At 70.0% G+C, this 19,914-nt stretch carries 25 protein-coding genes; 12 read left to right on the forward strand and 13 right to left on the reverse strand.

Annotated features, from left to right (window positions below; all coding sequences use genetic code 11):
• Positions 1-187: 187 nt before the first annotated feature.
• The 7 genes from hisF to hisD all read right to left on the reverse strand — a co-directional run bounded on the left by hisF (position 188) and on the right by hisD (position 5,718).
• Positions 188-958 carry an imidazole glycerol phosphate synthase subunit HisF gene (gene hisF / locus AC0VYP_RS15920; RefSeq protein ID WP_475470460.1) on the reverse strand — a complete coding sequence of 257 codons (771 nt, stop codon included), beginning with the start codon at positions 956-958 and terminating at the stop codon, positions 188-190.
• Positions 955-1,698: a bifunctional 1-(5-phosphoribosyl)-5-((5-phosphoribosylamino)methylideneamino)imidazole-4-carboxamide isomerase/phosphoribosylanthranilate isomerase PriA gene (priA, locus tag AC0VYP_RS15925; RefSeq protein ID WP_475470461.1), complete on the reverse strand. Its 744-nt coding sequence runs from the start codon at positions 1,696-1,698 to the stop codon at positions 955-957. The genes hisF and priA overlap by 4 nt, the downstream gene beginning before the upstream one ends.
• 96 nt (positions 1,699-1,794) lie before the next feature.
• Complete coding sequence (gene hisH / locus AC0VYP_RS15930; protein ID WP_475470463.1) at positions 1,795-2,430, reverse strand: imidazole glycerol phosphate synthase subunit HisH; 636 nt, start codon at positions 2,428-2,430, stop codon at positions 1,795-1,797.
• Positions 2,431-2,491: 61 nt separating this feature from the next.
• Positions 2,492-2,650: a hypothetical protein gene (locus AC0VYP_RS15935; protein ID WP_285756810.1), complete on the reverse strand. Its 159-nt coding sequence runs from the start codon at positions 2,648-2,650 to the stop codon at positions 2,492-2,494.
• Positions 2,650-3,243 carry an imidazoleglycerol-phosphate dehydratase HisB gene (hisB, locus tag AC0VYP_RS15940; protein ID WP_285756811.1) on the reverse strand — a complete coding sequence of 198 codons (594 nt, stop codon included), beginning with the start codon at positions 3,241-3,243 and terminating at the stop codon, positions 2,650-2,652. Before hisB ends, AC0VYP_RS15935 begins: the two co-directional genes overlap by 1 nt.
• 79 nt (positions 3,244-3,322) lie before the next feature.
• Positions 3,323-4,417 (reverse strand): histidinol-phosphate transaminase, encoded by a 1,095-nt coding sequence (locus AC0VYP_RS15945; RefSeq protein ID WP_475470465.1) that lies wholly within the window; start codon positions 4,415-4,417, stop codon positions 3,323-3,325.
• Complete coding sequence (gene hisD, locus AC0VYP_RS15950) at positions 4,414-5,718, reverse strand: histidinol dehydrogenase (protein WP_475470466.1); 1,305 nt, start codon at positions 5,716-5,718, stop codon at positions 4,414-4,416. Before hisD ends, AC0VYP_RS15945 begins: the two co-directional genes overlap by 4 nt.
• 202 nt (positions 5,719-5,920) lie before the next feature.
• Here hisD and AC0VYP_RS15955 point away from each other — a divergent pair, with 202 nt between their 5' ends.
• The 3 genes from AC0VYP_RS15955 (at position 5,921) to ybaK (ending at position 7,771) form a co-directional block, all read left to right on the forward strand.
• Positions 5,921-6,487, forward strand: a complete 567-nt coding sequence (locus AC0VYP_RS15955) for a ferritin (RefSeq protein WP_475470467.1) — start codon at positions 5,921-5,923, stop codon at positions 6,485-6,487.
• Positions 6,488-6,573: 86 nt separating this feature from the next.
• Positions 6,574-7,251: an LON peptidase substrate-binding domain-containing protein gene (locus AC0VYP_RS15960; RefSeq protein WP_285756815.1), complete on the forward strand. Its 678-nt coding sequence runs from the start codon at positions 6,574-6,576 to the stop codon at positions 7,249-7,251.
• 40 nt (positions 7,252-7,291) lie between these two features.
• Positions 7,292-7,771 (forward strand): Cys-tRNA(Pro) deacylase, encoded by a 480-nt coding sequence (ybaK, locus tag AC0VYP_RS15965; RefSeq protein ID WP_475470469.1) that lies wholly within the window; start codon positions 7,292-7,294, stop codon positions 7,769-7,771.
• Between the two features lie 39 nt (positions 7,772-7,810).
• Here ybaK and AC0VYP_RS15970 read toward each other — a convergent pair whose 3' ends face one another.
• The gene (locus AC0VYP_RS15970) at positions 7,811-8,410 is read right to left on the reverse strand and encodes a hypothetical protein (protein WP_285756816.1); all 600 of its coding nucleotides are present in this window, start codon (positions 8,408-8,410) and stop codon (positions 7,811-7,813) included.
• A gap of 452 nt (positions 8,411-8,862) precedes the next feature.
• On the opposite strand from AC0VYP_RS15970, the gene AC0VYP_RS15975 reads away from it, so the two are divergent.
• The 3 genes from AC0VYP_RS15975 to AC0VYP_RS15985 all read left to right on the forward strand — a co-directional run bounded on the left by AC0VYP_RS15975 (position 8,863) and on the right by AC0VYP_RS15985 (position 10,332).
• Positions 8,863-9,624: a PadR family transcriptional regulator gene (locus AC0VYP_RS15975; protein ID WP_285756817.1), complete on the forward strand. Its 762-nt coding sequence runs from the start codon at positions 8,863-8,865 to the stop codon at positions 9,622-9,624.
• Positions 9,625-9,841: 217 nt separating this feature from the next.
• Positions 9,842-10,123, forward strand: coding sequence for a Scr1 family TA system antitoxin-like transcriptional regulator (locus tag AC0VYP_RS15980; protein ID WP_285756818.1), 282 nt, complete (start codon positions 9,842-9,844; stop codon positions 10,121-10,123).
• Positions 10,120-10,332, forward strand: a complete 213-nt coding sequence (locus tag AC0VYP_RS15985) for a DUF397 domain-containing protein (RefSeq protein WP_475470471.1) — start codon at positions 10,120-10,122, stop codon at positions 10,330-10,332. Before AC0VYP_RS15980 ends, AC0VYP_RS15985 begins: the two co-directional genes overlap by 4 nt.
• A gap of 57 nt (positions 10,333-10,389) precedes the next feature.
• Here the strand turns inward: AC0VYP_RS15985 and AC0VYP_RS15990 are convergent, their stop codons facing one another.
• Together AC0VYP_RS15990 and AC0VYP_RS15995 are read right to left on the reverse strand one after the other, a co-directional pair.
• Positions 10,390-11,190 (reverse strand): serine/threonine-protein kinase, encoded by an 801-nt coding sequence (locus AC0VYP_RS15990; protein ID WP_285756820.1) that lies wholly within the window; start codon positions 11,188-11,190, stop codon positions 10,390-10,392.
• Positions 11,191-11,395: 205 nt separating this feature from the next.
• Entirely contained in the window at positions 11,396-12,787 is a 1,392-nt protein-coding gene (locus tag AC0VYP_RS15995; protein WP_475470472.1) for a glycosyltransferase, read from the reverse strand.
• Between the two features lie 75 nt (positions 12,788-12,862).
• On the opposite strand from AC0VYP_RS15995, the gene AC0VYP_RS16000 reads away from it, so the two are divergent.
• The 3 genes from AC0VYP_RS16000 (at position 12,863) to AC0VYP_RS16010 (ending at position 14,592) form a co-directional block, all read left to right on the forward strand.
• Positions 12,863-13,390, forward strand: a complete 528-nt coding sequence (locus AC0VYP_RS16000; protein WP_285756822.1) for a 2'-5' RNA ligase family protein — start codon at positions 12,863-12,865, stop codon at positions 13,388-13,390.
• Between the two features lie 142 nt (positions 13,391-13,532).
• Entirely contained in the window at positions 13,533-13,814 is a 282-nt protein-coding gene (locus AC0VYP_RS16005; protein WP_285756823.1) for an isoamylase early set domain-containing protein, read from the forward strand.
• Between the two features lie 64 nt (positions 13,815-13,878).
• Positions 13,879-14,592: an SDR family NAD(P)-dependent oxidoreductase gene (locus AC0VYP_RS16010; RefSeq protein ID WP_475470473.1), complete on the forward strand. Its 714-nt coding sequence runs from the start codon at positions 13,879-13,881 to the stop codon at positions 14,590-14,592.
• Between the two features lie 25 nt (positions 14,593-14,617).
• Here the strand turns inward: AC0VYP_RS16010 and AC0VYP_RS16015 are convergent, their stop codons facing one another.
• From AC0VYP_RS16015 to AC0VYP_RS16025, 3 genes are all read right to left on the reverse strand, one after another.
• The gene (locus tag AC0VYP_RS16015; RefSeq protein ID WP_285756825.1) at positions 14,618-16,387 is read right to left on the reverse strand and encodes an AMP-dependent synthetase/ligase; all 1,770 of its coding nucleotides are present in this window, start codon (positions 16,385-16,387) and stop codon (positions 14,618-14,620) included.
• 100 nt (positions 16,388-16,487) lie between these two features.
• Positions 16,488-17,150, reverse strand: a complete 663-nt coding sequence (locus tag AC0VYP_RS16020; protein WP_475470475.1) for a PaaI family thioesterase — start codon at positions 17,148-17,150, stop codon at positions 16,488-16,490.
• Between the two features lie 190 nt (positions 17,151-17,340).
• Positions 17,341-17,781, reverse strand: a complete 441-nt coding sequence (locus tag AC0VYP_RS16025; RefSeq protein WP_285756827.1) for a GNAT family N-acetyltransferase — start codon at positions 17,779-17,781, stop codon at positions 17,341-17,343.
• A 115-nt stretch (positions 17,782-17,896) separates the two neighbouring features.
• Here AC0VYP_RS16025 and AC0VYP_RS16030 point away from each other — a divergent pair, with 115 nt between their 5' ends.
• The 3 genes from AC0VYP_RS16030 to AC0VYP_RS16040 are packed head-to-tail and all read left to right on the forward strand — an operon-like array spanning position 17,897 to position 19,813.
• Positions 17,897-18,736: a helix-turn-helix transcriptional regulator gene (locus tag AC0VYP_RS16030; protein WP_285756828.1), complete on the forward strand. Its 840-nt coding sequence runs from the start codon at positions 17,897-17,899 to the stop codon at positions 18,734-18,736.
• 43 nt (positions 18,737-18,779) lie between these two features.
• A complete protein-coding gene (locus tag AC0VYP_RS16035; protein WP_475470477.1) occupies positions 18,780-19,505 on the forward strand; it encodes an AzlC family ABC transporter permease in 726 nt (241 codons plus the stop codon).
• A complete protein-coding gene (locus tag AC0VYP_RS16040) occupies positions 19,502-19,813 on the forward strand; it encodes an AzlD domain-containing protein (protein WP_475470478.1) in 312 nt (103 codons plus the stop codon). The genes AC0VYP_RS16035 and AC0VYP_RS16040 overlap by 4 nt, the downstream gene beginning before the upstream one ends.
• Positions 19,814-19,914 lie beyond the last annotated feature (101 nt).

Consider the following 19,914-nt stretch of genomic DNA (forward strand, 5'->3'; position numbering starts at 1 on the left):
AAAAGGCCCGCCTGTGGGGGCGGGCGGATCGGTTCCACACCGTACTGCGGCGGCGCGGCAACCTGTACCGGTTTGTTCAGCGCTCACGGACCACGACGTATTCCGCCACCGTATGACCCGTTCCGGCCAGCCGGGGCGGCTGGGGGCGCCTGCCGTGTCCGCCGGTGCGGGCGGACACGGCGGGCGCTCAGCGGACGGGATGCCCCTTTGCCCGCAGTTCGGCCTTGACGTCGTTGACGGTGAACTCGCCGAAGTGGAAGACACTGGCCGCCAGGACCGCGTCGGCACCGGCGTCAACGGCAGGAGCGAAGTGCTCCACCGCGCCCGCTCCACCACTGGCGATCAGCGGGACGGTCACCACCGCGCGCACCGCGCGGATCAGCTCCAGGTCGAAGCCCGACTTGGTCCCGTCGGCGTCCATGGAGTTGAGCAGGATCTCACCGGCACCGAGGTCGGCGGCACGCTGCACCCACTCCACCGCGTCGATGCCCGTCCCGGTGCGCCCGCCGTGCGTGGTCACCTCGAATCCGCTGTCGGTACGGGTGTCTCCGGTGCCCCTGCGCACGTCGGCGGAGAGCACCAGGACCTGGTTGCCGAAGCGCTGGGCGATCTCGCGGACGAGCTCGGGGCGGTGGATGGCCGCCGTGTTGATCCCGACCTTGTCGGCCCCCGCACGGAGCAGCCGGTTGACGTCATCGGTGGCGCGCACGCCGCCGCCGACGGTGAGGGGGATGAACACCTGTCCGGCGGTGCGCCCCACCACGTCGTAGGTGGTCTCACGGGCACCGCTGGAGGCGGTGACGTCCAGGAAGGTCAGCTCGTCGGCACCTTCGGCGTCGTAGCGCCTGGCCAGCTCGACGGGGTCGCCGGCATCACGCAGGTTCTGGAAGTTGACGCCCTTGACGACCCGGCCTGCGTCCACGTCCAGGCAGGGGATGACGCGGACTGCCAGGCTCATCGGGCGTTCTCCTCGCCGCGCACGGCGGCCAAGGCGTCCTCCATGGTGAACGCGCCCTCGTACAGGGCGGTGCCCATGATCGCACCCTCGACGCCCTCTGGCACGAGCGCGGCGATGGCCCGCAGGTCCTCGATGCTGGACACGCCGCCGCTAGCGACGACGGGCTTGTCGGTGCGGGCGCAGACGTCGCGCAACAGGTCGAGGTTGGGGCCCTTGAGGGTGCCGTCCTTGTTGACGTCGGTGACGACGTAGCGGGCGCAGCCCTCGGCCTCCAGGCGCTCCAGCGTGGCGTGGAGGTCCCCGCCGTCACGGGTCCAGCCGCGCGCGGCCAGGGTGGTGCCCCGCACGTCCAGGCCGATGGCGATCTTGTCGCCGTGCTCGGCGATGATCTTGGCGCACCAGGCGGGGTTCTCCAGGGCGGCGGTCCCGATGTTGACGCGGCGGCAACCGGTGGCCAACGCCGCGGCCAGCGACTCGTCGTCGCGGATTCCGCCCGACAGCTCGACCCTGACGTCCAGGGTGCCGACGATCGAGGTGAGCAGTTCACGGTTGTGCCCGCGCCCGAACGCGGCGTCGAGATCCACGAGGTGAATCCAGTCGGCGCCGGCGTTCTGCCAGCCCAGGGCGGCCTGGAGGGGGTCGCCGTAGCGGCCGCCGGAGTCGGCCTTTCCCTGCACGAGCTGGACGGCCTGCCCTCCGGCGACGTTGACGGCCGGCAGCAGTTCAAGGGTGGACGCCATGGTTGGTTGACCTTTCACGATCGGATGGATGGTTTTCGACGGTCCTGTCGCGGGCGCGGGGCGAAGAGCACCCGCCGCCCGGGCCGTCGGGGTGGTTCAGAGGGTGGCGACCCAGTTGGCCAGGAGCCGTGCCCCGGCGTCACCGGACTTCTCGGGGTGGAACTGGGTTGCCCAGAGCGGGCCGTTCTCCACTGCCGCGACGAAAGGGGTCCCGTGGGTGGACCAGGTGACCAGCGGCGGACGCACATAGGGGCTGGTGACCTCCAGCTCCCAGTTGCGCACCCCGTAGGAGTGCACGAAGTAGAACCGCTCGCCCTCGTCGGTTCCGGCGAAGAGCCGGGAGCCCTCGGGGACGTCAACGGTGTTCCACCCCATGTGCGGCACCACGGGGGCGTTCAAGCGCTCCACCGTCCCCGGCCACTCGTCGCAGCCCTGCGTGGTGACCCCGTGTTCGACCCCTTGGGCGAACAGGATCTGCATGCCCACACAGATACCGAGGACCGGCCGTCCGCCGGCGAGGCGCTTGCCGATGACGCGGTCACCACCGGCGGCCAGCAGTCCCGCCATGCAGGCGGCGAAGGCGCCCACACCGGGCACCAGTAGACCGTCGGCCTCCAGCGCGGCGTGGGGGTCACCGGTGACGGTGACGTCGGCACCGGTGCGTTCGACGGCGCGCTGCGCCGAGCGCAGGTTGCCCGATCCGTAATCGAAGATGACGACGCGTGGCTGCACGTGCGGGCACGCCTTCCTTGGTCGGGGTCGCGGGCCCGGCCGCTGGGGCCGTCCCACGGGGTCAGAGGTAGTCGAGGCGCAGCAGCCCACCGGCCACCGCCAGGGCCGCGCAGGCGGCCAGGGCGACGGACAGGGGCTTGGCGGTCTTCCACGTCGAAAGGGCTCCGCCGGCCAGGAGACCGCCCAGGACGATCAGGAGGACGGGCCAGAGTGCGGACACTACAGCGCACCCTTGGTGGAGGGCACCCAGGTGATGCGCGGGTCGAGCTCCGAGGCGAAGCGCAGCGCACGGGCGAACGCCTTGAACTGGCATTCCACGATGTGGTGTGCGTTGCGGCCGTAGGGCACGTTGATGTGCAGCGCAACGCGGGCCTGGGCGACGAAGGACTCGAAGATGTGCCGGGTCATGGTGGTGTCGTAGTCGCGGCCGATGGTGGGCGCCATGCCCGCGGGCTCGGAGTGCACGAGGTAGGGGCGGCCCGAGACGTCCACGGTGACCTCGGCGAGCGCCTCGTCCAAGGGGACCTTGGCGTCGGCGAAACGGCGGATGCCGACCTTGTCGCCCAGCGCCTCACGGAAGGCCGCCCCCAGCGCGAGAGCGGTGTCCTCCATGGTGTGGTGGGAGTCGATGTGCAGGTCGCCCTCGGTCCGCACCGTGAGATCGAACAGGCCGTGCTTGGCGAGCTGGTCGAGCATGTGGTCGTAGAAGCCGACACCGGTGGAGATGTCGGCGACGCCGGTTCCGTCGAGGTCGATCTCGACGAGGACCTTGGTCTCCTTGGTGGTGCGTTCGACGCGGCCGGTGCGGCTCATGGGTTCTCAGGTCTTTCTGTGGTCGGGGATGGTCGAGGCGCAGCGGCACCGCACGGTCGGCGGGGCTGCGCCGGATGGATCAGGACCGGCCGGTCACGTCGAGCAGGGCGCGGCGAAACGCCGTCATCTCCTCCGGGGTCCCGACGGTGACGCGCAGCCATTGGGGCGGGCCCACCTCCCGCACGAGCACACCGTGCTCCAGCAGGCCCTGGAAGACCGCGGCGCGGTCGTCGAAGCGGCCGAAGAGCACGAAATTGGCGTCGGAGTCGGCTGCGGCGAACCCGTGCCCGCGCAGCCAGTCCACCAGGCCGTCCCGTTCGGCGCGCAGGCGCTTGACCGCTCCCAGGAGCTCGTCGGCGTGGGCCAGTGCGGTGATGGCCACCGCCTGGGTGACGGCGGAGAGGTGGTAGGGCAGCCGGACCAGTTGCAGGGCGTCCACGGTGGCGCTGTGCGCCGCGAGATAGCCCAGCCGCGCTCCGGCGAGCGCGAACGCCTTGGACATCGTGCGCGTGACGATGAGCCGGGGGTGGGAGGGCAGCAGCGTCAAAGCGCTGGGGGTCCCCTCCCGCCGGAACTCGGCGTATGCCTCGTTGACGACGACCACACCGGGGGCGATCCGCGCGACCTCTTCGATGGTCTCCAAGGGCAGCGCGGTACCGGTGGGGTTGTTGGGCGAGGTCAGGAACACCACTGAGGGCTGGTGCACGGCGATGGCGCTGTGGGCGGCCTCCACGTCGATGGCGAACTCGGCGGTGCGCGGCACCGGAACCCACTGGGTTCCGGTGCCCCTGGCGAGGATGGGGTGCATGGAATAGGAGGGCTCGAAGCCCATGGCCTTGCGCCCCGGGCCGCCGAACGCCTGGAGGATCTGCTGGAGTACCTCGTTGGAGCCGTTGGCGGCCCACACCTGGTCGCGGTCGAGCCCGTGGTCGAGGTAGCGGGCCAGGTCGGCACGCAGCTGGAGTGCGTCGCGGTCGGGGTAGCGGTTGAGGCCCGCGGCGGCCTCGGCCACCGCGCTGCCGATCTCCTCGGCCAGTTGCGGCGAGGGCGGGTAGGGGTTCTCGTTGGTGTTGAGGGCCGCGTCAACGCTGAGCTGAGGCGCCCCGTAGGGGGTCTGACCTCGCAGGTCATCGCGCAGCGGAAGGTCGGCCAGTCCGAAATCGGTGTCGTTCACGCCTGCTCCTCCAGGGGGATGCGCGCGGTGACCGCCTCGCCGTGGGCGGGAAGGTCCTCGGCCTCGGCCAGGGCCACCACGTGGTGGGCGACCTCGGCCAGCGCGGCACGGTCGTAGTCGACGACGTGGATACCGCGCAGGAAGCTCTGCACGCTCAGGCCCGAGGAGTGGCAGGCGCACCCACCGGTGGGCAGGACGTGGTTGGAGCCGGCGCAGTAGTCGCCCAGCGAGACGGGCGAGAACGCGCCGACGAAGATCGCGCCGGCGTTGCGCACCCGGGCCGCGACCGCGCGGGCGTCGGCGGTGATGACCTCCAGGTGCTCGGCAGCGTAGGCGTTGACCACGGCCAGGCCGTGATCGATGTCGTCCACCAGGACGATCCCCGATTGGCGCCCGCCCAGCGCCTCGGCGACCCGCTCGGCGTGCTTGGTCGCAGGTACCCGTACGGTGAGCTCGGCCTCGACCTGGGCCGCGAGTTTTGTGGAGGGGGTGACCAGGACAGAGGCCGCGATCACGTCGTGCTCGGCCTGGCTGATCAGGTCCGCCGCGACGTGGCCGGGGTCGGCCGTGTCGTCTGCGAGGACGGCGATCTCGGTGGGGCCGGCCTCGGAGTCGATCCCGATCACGCCCTTGAGCAGGCGTTTGGCTGCGGCGACCCACACGTTGCCGGGGCCGGTGACCAGGTCGGCACGCGCGCACTCGTCGGTGCCGTAGGCGAACATGGCGACGGCCTGGGCGCCGCCCACCGCGTAGACCTCGTTGACGCCGAGCAACGCGCAGGCGGCCAGGATCGTGGGGTGCGGCAGCCCGCCGAACTCCGCCTGGGGCGGGGAGGCCACGGCCAGTGAGGGGACGCCGGCCTCTTGTGCCGGGACGACGTTCATGACGACGCTGGAGGGGTACACGGCACGACCGCCCGGCACGTAGAGCCCGACCCGGTTGACGGGCACCCAGCGCTCGGTGACGGTGCCGCCGGGCACGACCCGAGTGGTGGAGTCGGTACGCCGCTGGTCGCGGTGGACCAGGCGGGCACGGCGGATCGATTCCTCAAGGGCCGCACGCACGGTGGGCGCGAGTCCGGTGAGCGCCTCTTCGACGGCGGTACGGGGAACCCGGATCCGACTCAGCCGTACACCGTCGAAGCGCTCGCCCAGTTCGATCAGCGCCTGAGTACCGCGATGACGCACGTCCTCGCAGATGGGACGGACGGTCTCGACCGCGGCTGCGACGTCTAGCTCGGCGCGCGGCAACGTGTCGCGCGGGTCCGCGGGGTTTCCTCGGAGATCGATTCGGGAGATCACCCCCTCAGTCTAGGGGCGAGGCCCACCGACCTGCGGCGGGACTTCGGGCGGCTTCGCCGCATAACTCCACAAAAATCTATTGATAAGTGCCACCTAACTTTGGAACACCTAACCTTATTTGAATAAATAAAGGCTTGCCTAAGCGACACGAATTACGTCACCCTTAACTGTGAATTGTTTTTTCATGCGCTATTATTGGGACATGACTACGAGCACTCCGAGTTCCGACCGCGGCCTTTCCAAGTTCCACCGCCTGCTCGTCAACCAGTTGCGCAACGAGTTCACCGCCTCACAGCAGTACATCGCGCTGGCTGCCTGGTTCGACGACCGCGACCTGCCCCAACTCGCCCGCGTCTTCTACCAGCAATCCCTGGAGGAACGCGACCACGCGATGATGATGGTGCGCTTCCTGTTGGACAATGACGTTCCCACCGCGATTCCCTCGACCGGGGAAATCCGCAACGACTTCGACTCACCGCGCGATCTCGTGGCACTGGCCCTGCGCCAGGAGCGCGAAGTCACCGAGCAGATCCATCTGCTGGTGAAGGCCGCCCGGGAGGAGAACGACTACACGGGCGAGCAGTTCCTGGGCTGGTTCCTCCAAGAGCAGACCGAGGAGGTCGCCAAGATGTCCACCCTGCTGGCGGTGGTGGACCGCGCGAACGGCAACCTGTTCGACCTGGAGACCTTCGTGGCCCGGGACATGCCCGATTCCTCCGGCGGCGAAGCGGGTGCGCCCGAGACCGCGGGTCCCGGCATCACGGTCTGACCCGCCCGGCCCGAGTGATCGTCGGTCATCACGGCCTTCCGCGTTTTTCGCGGGAGGCCGCCGCTGTTTGTGGGCATACTTGTCCAATGCCAAACAGGCTGCCGCTCTTTCCGCTCGGGTCGGTCCTGTTCCCAGGACTGGCCATGCCCCTACGCGTGTTCGAGGACCGCTACCGCGAACTGGTGGAGGACCTGCTCGCCCTACCCGCAGACGAACCCCGCGCCTTCGGCGTCCTCGGCATCGAACTGGGGCACGAGGTGGGCGAGCTCTCCGCCGACCAGCTCTCGGCGGTCGGGTGCGTCGTCGAGATCACGGACGTCCAGCGCGACGAGGAGGGGGGATTCGACCTCGTCGTCACCGGGACCGGGCGGTTCCAGGTCCGCGAACTCCTCCCGCCCGACTCCGCGCACGCCTACCTGCGTGCGGTCACCGACCCGCTGCCCGACGAGGTGGGCGCGGGCGCCGACGAACTGTGCGAGCGCGCCATCCGGTTGTTCTCGCTCTACTGTGAGCGGCTCAACGGTATCGGCGTTGTGGCGGAACCCCCCGAGGAGTTCCCGGCCAAAGCACTTCAGGTGTCCTACTCGGTTTCGGGCGCCATGATCGTGGACCAGTCGGACAAGCAGGCCCTGCTGGAGGCCGAGCACGCTGCCGCCCGTCTGGAACTGGTGTGCGATCTGCTCCGCCGGGAGAACCGGGTCCTTTCCAGCCTCCGGCTCCTGCCGGCCGGGCGGTTCCTGCGTCACGAGGTCAACCTGAACTAGCGCGGTGGCGTACGCGCCCTCCGTCTGGAGAGAAGAGCAGTTGAGCGGAAAAGGCACCCCGGCCACGATCGCGGCGACGCGGGGCAAGGCCGCCTACACCCTGCACCCCTACACCGTGTCCGGGGCCGCCTCCTACGGCGAGGAGGCCGCCGACTCCCTGGGCACCGAGCACGGCCGGGTGTTCAAGACCCTGGTGGCCGAGGTCAACGGCACATTGGTCGTCGGGGTGGTTCCGGTGGCGGGCAAACTCGACCTCAAAGCCCTGGCCACAGCGGTGAGCGGCAAGAAGGCGCAGATGGCCGACCCCGCTGCGGCCGAGCGCGCCACCGGTTACGTGCGGGGCGGGATCAGCCCGTTGGGCCAGCGCAAACGGCTGCGTACCGTGGTGGACGCCTCGGCCGCGCACTACCCGACCGTGTTCGTCTCCGCAGGGCGTCGCGGCCTGCAGATGGAACTGGCTCCGCACGACCTGATCCGGCTCACCAACGCGGTGACCGGCGCCATCACCGCTCTTTCCTGAGCCCGTGACCGGGAGGCTCTCGCTACCGCGGCATTCGTCCTAGCGCTCGACCGGTGCCGGCCCCCTGCTGTTGTCGGCCTCGTCATGGACGGGTTCGACGGTGTCGGTGCGGGCGTCCTCGGCGGTCGGCAGGTCACCGCGCCAAAGGCTGACCGCGTCGAAGAGGCCGTACTGCAAGATCGCGACGAAGGGCCACAGCAGCAGCGCACTGTGGGAGCGCAGGCTCAGGCCCTGCTCCACCACGTCGCCGGGAGCGGCGAAGGACTGTGCCCCGCTCGCCGAGAAGACGTCGAGTCCGACACCGACGACCCAGGCCAGGACGGCCCCCGCCAGTGCGCCGGCGCTGATGCCCAACAGGGTGGGCATCCGCAGGTCCACCCCGTGGCGCCTGGTCGAGGAGTACTGGGCGAGGTAGGCCAGGTAACCGGTGAGCAGACCGGCTACCAGCATCATCAGGGCGTAGTAGCCCTCTCCAGCGAAGACGGTCTCGGAGAGTGGGTAGAAGACGGTTGTGCCACCGGTGGTGACCGTCACCTGCCCTCTGGGGGCGATCAGCCACCAGAGCAGGCCCAGGGGCGCGCCCAGCAGTGCGACGCAGCCGAAGACCACCGCTCCGGCAGCGATTTTTCGCTCGGTCACCGCGTCTGCCACCTGTCCAATCGGTCGTGTCCGATCCGCGGAGGCGGTCGGGGCCGGGGACGGCGAAGAAGAGGTCCCCGGTCGAGAACGAATGTATCCCCCGACCGGGGGCGGGAAAATCAGTGGAAACGGCAAATCCCGGAATCACGATGACGCAATGACGACGTCCGCGCCGAGGCGCGCCGCCTCCTCCTGCCGCCGCTGAGGAGCGCACCATGCTCAACGCGTGGCTGGACTGGCACCGGGCGACCGGCCGGCACAAATGCGCGGGGGTGTCGGCGCACCTGCTCGAAGAGACCGCGCGGCACAACGGTCACCTCGACGCCCTGCGCGAACCGGCCGACGGCACGACCGTACTCTCCCACCGACCGTTGACGGCGACCTATTGCCGATATATCGTTAACTTAATCGATAGTTTGGGACTGTCGGAGATTACTACGAGAGGATCATTGATGAACGCCATGGCGATGCCCTGGAGCTGGCCCCCTGCCCACCGAGGGCGGGGCGCCCGCAGGGGACGCGGGGAGCGCCCCACTCCCTGGTCAACGGTTGAGGCATCCCGCCCGGAGGACTTCGACCAGCACCAGCCACCGCCACCGCCACCGCACCCCGGCGGGTTCGGCCCCTGGGGCGGCCCCGGCGGACCGTTCGGCGGACCCGGTGGACCCTTCGGCCCGTTCTCCGGCGGCCGAGGACACGGGCACGGCCGCTGGCGCGGTCGCGCCCGCCGTGGAGACGTCCGCACCGGAATTTTGCTGCTCCTGGCCGAGGGACCGCTCAGCGGCTACGAGATCATCAAGGAAGCCCGCCAACGCAGCAACGGCGCCTGGCGGCCCAGTCCCGGCTCGGTCTATCCGATGCTCCAGCAACTGGAGGACGAGGACCTGGTCCAGCACGCACAGACCGGCGGCGGCCGACGGCGCCCCTACGAGCTCACCGAAGCGGGCCACACCTACGTCGCCGAGAACGCGGCGGAACTGACCCCCCCGTGGGAGTCGGCGGCGGCCGAGTACGCCGACTCCACCGCCGACTACACCGAGCTCAACTCCCTGGCCGCCCAGTTGTCGGCCGCGGCGGCCCAGGTCGCCCAGGCGGGCACGCCCGAACAGCTGGAACGCGCCAAACGCCTCCTGGCCGAGACCCGGCGAGGGCTGTACCGCATCCTGGCCGAGGAGGAGCCCGACGACGGGGAGGACGAGGAGAAGGCGCGGTAGGCACACGGTGTCCGACGAACCGGCGAAGGACGACCGTTCGGGGTCCCCTCCCGAACGGTCGTCCTTCGCCGGCGCCCACCAGGGCCACCCCTAAGGCCGGCTCAACCGATTGCCGTGGAAGACAAACGGTGACCGGCGGGGTTTCCCAGCAAAAGCTCACGGCTGTCCGTGAACCCGAGAAGATCGCACATCCCGTCGAAGTGCGGAAGCAGAGGAAGTGCTCGAGCAGGCGACGGGCGATATTGGGCAGGATCACCGCCATATCGCGGTCGTCCCGAACGGGGTCAGTGAGCACGCCGGCCTGGACGGAGCCTGGGAGATCCTGGACTTTCCCAGCGACCCTTCCGTCCTTTATGTGGAGTCAGGCGGGCCTACCACAATGACGGACATGGTGCGGGAGGTTGACGCGAAACGGCAACGCTTCTTCACCGTCTGCATGCAAACCCTCAACCCTCGCGCCTCGATTGAGCTGATGGCCTCGATTATGGGAGAGCTATGACCGAGTCGCAGGACCGGCCCGGCCTCGCGTGGCACAAGTCCTTCTACAGCGGCAGCGGAGGCGGCAACTGCGTCGAGGTGGCGCGCGGTCTGTGTCACATGAACCTTCGTGACTCCAAGAACCCCGAGCACGGCTTCCTCTCCTTCGCCGGTGCCGAGTGGGATGCCTTCCTGGCCTCGGTCAAGGCGACCGGGTCGAGCGGGCCCTGACCGCTCCGCTCAGAGTCCGACACTCACGAGGCGGTATCGAGCAGGCGCGAAACGACGTCAGCAGTGCCCCGCGGCGGCGAGTCGGCCGACTTCGCGCAGCAGCTTCTCGGAGCAGGGGCGCCGGGCGGGATCGGGTGCCAGTGCGGCCTCCACCAGTGGGAGCAACCCGTGCGGCATCCCCCGCAGGTCCGCCCGTCCCTGGAGCGCCCGCATCGCCACGGTCTCGACGCTTCCCGTTCCGAAGGGACGCCGCCCGGTGGAGGCATACGCCACGAGACCACCCCAGGCGAAGACGTCGGCCGCCGCCCGGGGAGGATGCTCGTGGAACTGCTCGGGGCTGATCCAGCCGGGTGAACCGAGGACCTCCTCTCCTTCGGGTTGAGGCTCGTCCATGGCCTGGGCGATGCCGAAGTCCAGGATCCGCGGCCCGCTCGACGAGAGGATGACGTTGTCGGGTTTGAGGTCGCGGTGCACCACGCCTGCCCGGTGGATGGCCACCAGCGCCTGGGCGATGCCGGCGGTGAACTCCACCAGTTCGCGGCCCGCCATGGGCCCCTCCCCGACGATGTGTTCGCCCAGGGTCGGCCCGGCGATGTAGGGCATCGCCAGCCAGGGCTGATACGCCCCGATATCCGCCTCGATGGGGTGAACCGAAAAGGAGTCGCCCACCCGGGCGAGCAGGTCCACCTCCCGGACGAAACGGGCACGATAGGTGGGGTTCGTGGCGAACTCCTGGTGGACGACCTTGACCGCGACCCGCTCCCCCGTCGCGGTCAGCGCGGCGTACACGGCGCCCATGCCGCCGACCCCGATACGCTCCAGGATTCGGTAACCGCCGATCTCGACGGGATCGGACACCGAATCGTCCTCTAACCACGCCGGGGGCGGGGCCGGGTAGGGAACGGTACCGAGCTGCGCGGGAACGGACATCCGTGAACTCCAGAAAGCGCGTACAACCGGCGAGTGCCGCTTCCCGGTCACCTATGCCCATTCAACTCACTTGTTCACGAAGGGTGACGAAAAATACTCGCCTCTGTTTGAGAAAATTCAAGGAAACAGCTGGTCAAGGACCCGCTTCCGAGGATGCGACCGAGGCCGGTCCCATCCGCTCCAACAGGCGCAGCGCCGCCCATCGAGGGCCGCGCTCGGCGAGAAGCGCCCCGAGCCGCGTCAGACCCCCGGCGGGGGCGCGCAGCAACGCGGCGGCGGCACTGCCGATGTCCCGGGCGGTGGACCGGTTGGGGTCCAGGCAGTACCCGGCTTCGGCGAGTTCGGTGTCGTGGGCGATGGCGAACTGGTCGCCTGCGAACGGCAGTACCAGGGCCGGAACTCCCGCGTGCAGTGCCTCCGCGAAGAAGTACGGGGCGCCGTGGTGCACGAAGAGGTCCGCACGCTCCAGGAGCGTCTGCCGGGGGATGACCGGCTCGACGAGCACACGGGGGCCGGCGAGACCAGCGAGCGCTTCGGCACGTCCACCCGCGGCAACGACGACCGCGGCGTCGGGGACCGCGGCACGCACCCCGCCGACCACAGCACGCAGGACGTCCTCACGCGCACTGAGCAGGGCACCGAAGGAGACGAGGACCAACGGTCCCTCCCCCAACTCCCCCAGGCGCGCCTGCCAGGCGAGGGACAACTCCTCGGCCTCTGTGCAGTGCCCGGCGAAGACGGCCGCGGGATCACCCATGGGGGTGGGCAGGCCGGGCAACGGCGGATAGTCGAAGAGCCGGGCCCGGGGGGAGGTCAGTGCGAAGGCACGGGGCACGCGCGGTCGTTCCGGGGCAGCAGCGGCGATGATCCGGTTGAACTCGGCGGTGAAGTCGTCGTCGGTGCGGGCAGCCGCCTCGCCCAGCACCCCCAACTCGGCGTCCGCGGGGCGCAGCGCCCGGGGCCAGGCGTAGGGAACACCGGAATAGGTCCCATGGCCGGGAATGGCTCCGGGATGGCCCGGACAGAAACTGGCGAAGGGCAGATCGAGGCAGTGCAGGGCCAGAGTGGTGGCGTAGCTGAGCTGGTTCACCAGGAACCAGTCGGGCCGCAGTCCCGCGGCGGCGGTGGCGAGGGACTCCCGAACCTCGTCGGGACGGTCGAGCGCGCGGAGACGACGGTGCCGGATCTGGGCGAGCAGCACGGGAACCGCACCGCGCCGGGTGGCGTCGAGGAACTCGCGCGGGCCCGGCCCGCCGGCGACCGTGGAGTCGTCGCTGGTGCGCAGCGCGTAGAAGTCCAGGCCGGCCTGCTCGGCGAGCGGGGCGAACTCGGCAGCGCAGGCGAAGGTGACCCGGGCTCCGGCCCAACGCAGTGCGGAACCGATCGTGGCCAGCGGTCGGGCGTGTGAGCGGGAGGGCGGAGCCACGACGACGACATGCGGAGCGGTTTCTCTCAGCGTGGAAGGCGTTGTGTGCGCGGCTGTGGGGAACCGGTTCGCCCGAGGGACGTCGCTGTTGTGGCTCACGGTTGCTATTCGCAACCGTCGGCCCCCCGGATTGGCCGGGGGCGAACCATCGCAGATCAACGGAAAGAGCAGCAGGTGGCCGGAGCGCAGACGGTGGAGCTGGTATTGGACACTCGACTCGACGCGGCGGTGCGCAGCGGGTGGACGCGACTACAGGCGCACGGGCTGCCCAGCCTTGCCGACCACCCCCATCCGACGAACCGGCCGCACGTAACGGTCGCGACGTGTGCGGCCGACACACCGGTGGACTGGCAGCGGGTGGCCGAGGCGGTGTCGTCGTTGCCGGTGCCGGTGCGGTTGGACCGGCTGCACGTCTTCACCGGGCGCAGACCGGTGCTGGTATGGCTGGTGCGGCCGGATTCGGTACTGGAGCAACTGCACCTGCGGGTCTGGCGCGCCCTGGGCGAGGCGTCCGTGCGCAACCCCCTGTACGCGCCGCAGCGCTGGGTCCCGCACGTGTCCCTGGCGCGGGGCGCGCATCTGGGGATCGGCGCCGCGACGGCTGCCCTGGGAACGACCGGTCCGCTTGCGGGCACAGCGGTGGCCGCGCGCCGCTACGACGGCCGCACCCGAACCGTTCACACACTGGCTCCCTCTCGTTAAGACGCATTTGGTTCACAGACAACACGCAGAGTAAGCGTGTCATTGCGATGCACCATAAGGCCGGTGATCGACACTGGTGCGGGGGTACGCGCCGTCTTGGACGACAGCGTGTCCCCGGCAACCGATCCAGGGGGAAGTGGCAATGATCAAGCGCTCGAAGCCCAGCAAGAACGGCCAGGTGAAAGTGACCTTCAGCCTGCCCGTCGAAGAGCCGGCGGGCCCGGTGTCGATCGTAGGGACGTTCAACGAATGGGACCCCTATTCGCATCCGCTGAAGCCGCGGGCCAACGGCCAGCGCAGCGTGGCGGTGACCGTTCCCGCCCAAAGCACCCTGCACTTTCGCTACCTCGGCGAGAACGGAACCTGGTTCGACGACACGGATGCCGACGCGGTCCACGAGGACGGTGGACGGCTGAACGTGTGAGGGGGTCGTGGACCGCCCGCCGCGCAGGCGGGCGTCCGCGTTCAAAGCGGCGGAAGGGGGCGGGATGCGGATCGACGGTGCACGGGTGATCGTGACCGGTGCTTCGGGGACGCTGGGCGGACTGCTGGCGACCGAACTGCACCGACGCGGTGCACGGCTGGGGCTGATGGGCCGCGACCAGGAACGGCTGGCAGCAACCGCCGCCCGGCTGGGCGACAGCCCTGCTGTGGGGTTCGAGGCGATGGACGTGGAGGCCGGGCAGGAAGCGGTAGGAGTGCTGGCCGAGCGGCTGGGCGGCCTCGACGCCATCGTGCTCGCGCACGGCGTCGCCGCCTTCGGAGCGGCCGTCAACGAGGACGATGCTGTCAACGAGCATCTGCACCTGGTCAACGCGTTGTCCCCGATGGCGCTGGCGCGCGCCGCGGTAGCGGCGTTCGGCGACGGGGGCGGGACTGTCGCGGCGATCTCCGCGGTACTGGTCAACTACCCGACGACGGGGATGGCCGCGTACTCGGCGAGCAAGGCGTCGTTCTCGGCGTGGCTGAGCGTGCTGCGCGCCGAGCAGCGACGCCGGGGGGTCACGGTGCTGGACGTACGCGCCCCGCACATGGAGACCGGCCTGACGACGCGGCCGATTGCGGGGAACGCTCCCTCGGCCCTGCCCAAGCCCTACGACACCGCCGAGTTCGCCGCCGCGGTCGCCGAGGCGATCGAGAAGGGGGCGGGGGTCCTCTCCTACGATCCGCGTGCCCGGTCCCTCTCCTCTCGCGCCCACTGACCGGTCCGCGCAGAGCCGCCCGGGTTCACCGCTTCGTGTACATCGCCTCGACCTCTGTGGCGTACGCGGACAGGACGGCGTCCCGGCGCAGTTTCAGGGTGGGGGTCAGCGTCTCGTCCGCCTCGGAGAAAGGCGTGTCCACGATGGTGAAGGCACGGATCGACTCGGCCCGTGAGACCTCGGCGTTGGCCGCGTCCACGGCCTCCTGTACGGCCGCGCGCACCTGCTCCCCCGATTCGAGCTGATCCCGGGTATCGGGGTCGAGGACGACCAGCGCGGTCACGAAGGGCCGCCCGTCGCCCAGCACCATGCACTGGCTGATGAACGGCTGGGCGCGCAGCCGCTCCTCCATCGGGCCGGGAACCACGTTCTTGCCCCCGGCTGTCACCAGGATCTCCTTCTTGCGCCCGATGATGCGCAGGTTGCCCTCGTCATCGAACTCCCCCAGGTCACCGGTGGCGAACCAGCCGTCGGTGAACGCCCCTGCGGTCGCCTCCTCGTTGTTCCAGTACCGCTGGAACACCTGCGGTCCCTTCAGGAGGAGCTCCCCGTCCTCGGCCAGGGCCGCCGAGACCCCGGGCAGCGGCGCCCCGACCGTGCCGGGCCGCACCCGCCCGGGACGGTTGGCGAGGACGGCCGCGGTGGTCTCGGTCAGGCCGTAGCCCTCGATGACCTCCAACCCCATGCCCCGGTAGAAGTGCAGCAGCCGGGCCTCCAGGCTGCCGCCTCCGGTGATCACGCGATTGGTGTTGCCGCCCAGGGCGTCCAGCACCCGGACGTAGACGAGCCGGTGAAACAGTGCGCGCCGGGCGCGCAGCAGGGGCCCGGGGCCGCCGGTGTCAAGCGCCTCGCTGTAGGCGACGGCGGTTCGGGTGGCAGCGTCGAAGATCCGCCCTTTCAGTCCGCCGCCCGACCTGGCCTTGGCCCCGGCGTGGATCTTCTCCAATACGTAGGGCACGGCCAGCAAGAACGTGGGGCCGAAGGTCGTGAGATCGGTGAGCAGGCTGCGCACGCTGGCGGTATGGGCCAGGCGCACACCGGCGTGCATGGCGCAGACCTGGACCACCCGCCCGAAGACGTGCGCCAGCGGCAGGAACAGCAGGGTGGCCGGCCGCGAACCGCCGGGCCCGTCGGCGAACAGTTCGGGCAGCGCGGCGATGATGTTGTCAACCTCGGCGAAGAAGTTGGCGTGGGTGAGCACGCACCCCTTCGGTGCACCTGTGGTACCGGAGGTGTAGACGAGAGTGGCTGGGTCCGCCGGGACGACGGCGGCCCGCCGGTCCCGCACGGCGGACTCGGCGATCTCGGCGCCACGGCTCTGGAGGTCCTCGATCGCGCCCTCGTCCAGTACCCACACCTCGGGCGGGGTTGCGCGGTCGGCGGTGGCCGAACGGACCTTCTCCGCGCGCTCGGCGGTGTCGGTGACACACGCCACGGCAGCCGAGTCTTCGAGGATCCAGCGGATCTGCCCGGTGGAGGAAGAGGGATAGACGGGAACCGGGATCGCGCCGACGCTCCACAGCGCGTAGTCCAGCAGAGTCCACTCGTAACGGTTGTCGGCCAGGATCGCGACCCGGTCCTTGGGGCCGATCCCCGCTCCGACGAGTCCACGGGCCACCCGGGTGATGTGCGCGGCGAACTCCGCCGCGCTCACGTCACACCATTCGCCGTCGGTGAGTCGGGCGACAACGGCGCGGTCCGGATGGCGGGCGGCCGTGGTGAACACCGGCTCGGCCAGGCCACCCGTGCTGGGCGGGGTGGCGCTGGCAGGCACGGACCGGATGGTTGAGGTCATACCTCATCCCTATCGGACCGGACGGTGATCGCGCGCCGGGGTCGGGGCCGACCGGGCATGATTTTGACCATGAAACCCGCCTGTCCCCGCTTACGGCCGGTCAGGAACGCGACACGGCTATCTGGAGCATGACCGCGGTGCCCTCTGCGGTGACCACACCGTGGTGGCGGATCTCGGCGGAGACGAAGACCTTGCGGCGCTCGATGCCGGTGATTCGCGCGGCGACGGTCAGTTCGGCGCCGATGGGGGTGGGTTTGCGGTAGTTGACGTCGAGGTTGGCGGTCAGACTCGGGCGCCCCGTCATCGAGGACGCGGAGCCCAGTGCCTGGTCCAGCAGGGCGGCGACCCATCCGCCGTGGACGAGTCCGGGCGGCCCCTCGTAAAGTCCGTTGAGGGTGACCTCGGCGCGCACCTCCTCGCCGTCACGGACCAGCTCCAGGGGCGGGGCCAACGGATTGGCGGGGCCGGCCACGATGTTGGACAGGGTGCCGTATTCGGTGTGGCCGTCGGGCCAGGTCCGGCGGACCATGGTTCCCAGCGGGCGCGGATCGGCGCCGAGCTGCTCGGTGAGCGCGGCCACCGTCCGGGCGGCCCCGGCGAGGACTGCGGTGTCGGCCTGGGTCCGGGCCACGGCGTGCACCAGACCGCGCACCTGGTCAACCAGGTCCAGAAGCTCTGCGGGGAGCTCGCTGTGCTCGACGACGGCGAAACCGAGGTCGCCGAGGTCGGAAAGCTTCGCGATCGGCTGCGCGTCAACGGTCATAGGGGTTCTCATCAGTTCTGTTGGCACGGGGTGATGGCACGACGGGACGGTGACACCGAAACCGAATGATACTCGGTGGTAGTTTCGCAGGTCGGCACCCCCTCCCTCAAACCGAATAACATTCGGTTAAGAGTGGGGGCGACGGCTCCCCGCTCCTGCCGCCCGATGGAGGACCTCCGCGTACCGGTGGCTAGCCCAGCTTTTTGGACATGTGCCGGTGTGCGATTCCCGCATCGTCGAATTCCGGCCCGTAGGCGGTGTATCCGAGCCGCTCGTAGAACCCGAGGGCATGGGTCTGGGCATGCAGTTCCATCTCGGTCAGTCCCCGCAGCACCGCGCGTTCCTCGATGGCACGCACCACCGCCGCTCCCGCTCCCGTACCGCGTGCATGACGCAGCAGGGCAAGCCTGCCGAGCAGGCCGCGACCGTCCACGACGACCAACCGCCCCGCCCCGATCGGGACCCCGTCCAAACGGGCCAGGAAGTGGTCGGCTTCCGTGTCACGGTGGTCCCACTCCTCCTCGATCGGCACCTGCTGCTCCGCCACGAAGACGGCTCCACGGATGGCGAAGACAATGGCCCGGTCCTGGTCGCTCTCGGCGACAACGATGTCCAACACGTCGCCGACCATAGCGGACACCTCGAACCGTCACTGGAGACCGGCCCCGTCCGCGTTTCCCTCACCGACGGCACCACCGCGACGGCCCGCGCGGAGCCACCGGCCACCGGCCACCTAGGCTGGTACCATGCCCACTGCCGAGCACGCCCGTTACTGGCGCCACCCCGGATTACCCGGGATGGACCTGTTGCGCGCCCGATTCGTGCGGCACACCTTCACCCGCCACGTCCACGACACCTACACGGTCGCCCTGATCGAATCCGGTGTCGAGGAGTACAGCTACCGGGGGCAGTTGCACCGCGTCGGCCCCGGCGACCTCGGCCTGGTGGACGCCTGGGAGCCACACACCGGACAGGCCGGGATCCCCGAGGGCTGGAGCTACCGGGTGCTGTACCCGAGCCGGGAACTGATAGGAGAGGTCGCCGCGGAGGCCGGGATCACGGGTACCTTCTCCTACCGGGACTCCCGGGTGGTGGACCCGGAGGCGGCCTCGCTCGTGCGCATGGCCCACCAGGCGGCCGAAGGCGGCGACTCGCTGGCGGCCTCATCACTGACCCGCATCGCACTGGACCTGCTGGTTCGGCGGCACGCACGCGCCGCGATCCGACGCCCCGAGGCAGCGCTCCCCTCCGCGCGCGCCGCAGTACTGGCCGCCGACCTCCTGGGCGAACGACTCCTGGACCCGCCGGCCCTGGAGGAACTGGCCGCAACCGCGCAGGTATCGCCCTTCGCACTGCTGCGAGCATTCAGAAACACCTACGGTCTGCCGCCGCACGCCTGGCTCAACCAGCAGCGGGTCCACCGGGCCCGCACCCTGCTCTCCCAAGGGGACACACCGGCGGAGGTGGCCGCACGTGTCGGGTTCGCCGACCAGTCCCACCTGACCCGACACTTCAAACGGCACGTAGGGGTCCCCCCGGGAGCCTTCCGGCGCGGGGTGTTCCGCCCGGATGCAGGGGCGCAATAACGTTCAAGACCGGAGCGGGCCGTTGTGCCTAAGGTCGGTTTCCGTGAATCGATTCTCTTCTGCTTCCCCCGGCATCGCCCTGCTGAACAGGGCGCCCGTACGGGACGGGCTCGGTGTGGGCCTGGCCGTGGGGTTCTCCGGACTCGCCTTCGGCACAACCGCCGTCACCGCGGGGCTCTCGGTGGCCCAGACATGCGCCTTGAGTCTGCTCGCCTTCACCGGGGCCTCCCAGTTCGCGCTGGTCGGCGTGATCGCGGGCGGCGGCAGCCTGGTGGCCGGCACGCTGGGCGCCCTGCTGCTGGGCACCCGCAACACCCTCTACGGACTGCGCCTCGCCGACCTCCTGGACTGGCGCGGTGCCAGGCGCCTGATCGCCGCTCAGGGAGTCATCGACGAGACCAGTGCCGTGGCATTGGCCCAGCACGGGCGCTCGGACGCGCGGGCGGGCTTCACCACCACCTTCGCGGTCCTGTTCCTGTTGTGGAACGCCACCACCCTGGTCGGAGCGCTGGCCACCGAGCGGATCGGCGACCCCAACGCCTTCGGACTGGACGCGGTCGGGCCCGCGATCTTCTTGGCCCTGCTGTGGCCACGGTTGATGGAAGGCGGACGCACCCTTCTCGTCGGCGTGCTGGGAGCGGCGATCGCACTGGCCGCCACCCCGTTCCTGCCGCCCGGGGTTCCCGTCCTGCTGGCCTCCGCGGCAGCGCTCATCGCGCTGGACTCGCCCTCCCCCGCCGGACCGACCGGCCAGGAGGACTCCCGATGACGCTGTGGATCGCCGTAATCGCCACCGGGATCGGCTGCTACCTGCTCAAATACGCGGGGTTGGCCGCACCTCGGCGTCTGCTGGACAACCCGTGGGTGCGCAGGTTCGCCAGGACCGTTCCCGTCGCGCTACTGGCCGCGCTCATCGCTCTGCAGGCCGTCGCGGAAGGCGATCGGCTGGTCCTGGACGTGCCCCGGCTGTGCGCACTGGCCACGGCGGTACTGGCTCTGCTCCTGCGCGCCCCGTTCCTGCTCGTCGTCCTGATCGCGGCAGGCACCGCCGCGGGGCTTCGCGCGCTCGGGGTGTGAGTGACGCGCCGAACCGTTCGGGACAGCGTCGCGCACGGTTCGGCGCAACCCGCCGCACCGCTCATGCATCCCCATCGATGAGTGGGTAGGAGGACGGGGAC

The sequence above is a fragment of the Nocardiopsis sp. iso_186 genome, from assembly GCF_056173365.1.

What these genes read in the sequence shown, in the direction of transcription:
- AC0VYP_RS15985 (WP_475470471.1), top strand. Translation starts at nt 10,120, where the DNA reads ATGACCGAGTCGCAGGACCGGCCCGGCCTCGCGTGGCACAAGTCCTTC.
- AC0VYP_RS16005 (WP_285756823.1), top strand. Translation starts at nt 13,533, where the DNA reads ATGATCAAGCGCTCGAAGCCCAGCAAGAACGGCCAGGTGAAAGTGACC.
- AC0VYP_RS16015 (WP_285756825.1), bottom strand. Translation starts at nt 16,387, where the DNA reads ATGACCTCAACCATCCGGTCCGTGCCTGCCAGCGCCACCCCGCCCAGC.
- AC0VYP_RS15955 (WP_475470467.1), top strand. Translation starts at nt 5,921, where the DNA reads ATGACTACGAGCACTCCGAGTTCCGACCGCGGCCTTTCCAAGTTCCAC.
- hisB (WP_285756811.1), bottom strand. Translation starts at nt 3,243, where the DNA reads ATGAGCCGCACCGGCCGCGTCGAACGCACCACCAAGGAGACCAAGGTC.
- AC0VYP_RS16030 (WP_285756828.1), top strand. Translation starts at nt 17,897, where the DNA reads ATGCCCACTGCCGAGCACGCCCGTTACTGGCGCCACCCCGGATTACCC.
- AC0VYP_RS15975 (WP_285756817.1), top strand. Translation starts at nt 8,863, where the DNA reads ATGAACGCCATGGCGATGCCCTGGAGCTGGCCCCCTGCCCACCGAGGG.
- AC0VYP_RS16025 (WP_285756827.1), bottom strand. Translation starts at nt 17,781, where the DNA reads ATGGTCGGCGACGTGTTGGACATCGTTGTCGCCGAGAGCGACCAGGAC.
- AC0VYP_RS15960 (WP_285756815.1), top strand. Translation starts at nt 6,574, where the DNA reads ATGCCAAACAGGCTGCCGCTCTTTCCGCTCGGGTCGGTCCTGTTCCCA.
- priA (WP_475470461.1), bottom strand. Translation starts at nt 1,698, where the DNA reads ATGGCGTCCACCCTTGAACTGCTGCCGGCCGTCAACGTCGCCGGAGGG.
- AC0VYP_RS16040 (WP_475470478.1), top strand. Translation starts at nt 19,502, where the DNA reads ATGACGCTGTGGATCGCCGTAATCGCCACCGGGATCGGCTGCTACCTG.
- hisF (WP_475470460.1), bottom strand. Translation starts at nt 958, where the DNA reads ATGAGCCTGGCAGTCCGCGTCATCCCCTGCCTGGACGTGGACGCAGGC.
- AC0VYP_RS16010 (WP_475470473.1), top strand. Translation starts at nt 13,879, where the DNA reads ATGCGGATCGACGGTGCACGGGTGATCGTGACCGGTGCTTCGGGGACG.
- AC0VYP_RS16020 (WP_475470475.1), bottom strand. Translation starts at nt 17,150, where the DNA reads ATGACCGTTGACGCGCAGCCGATCGCGAAGCTTTCCGACCTCGGCGAC.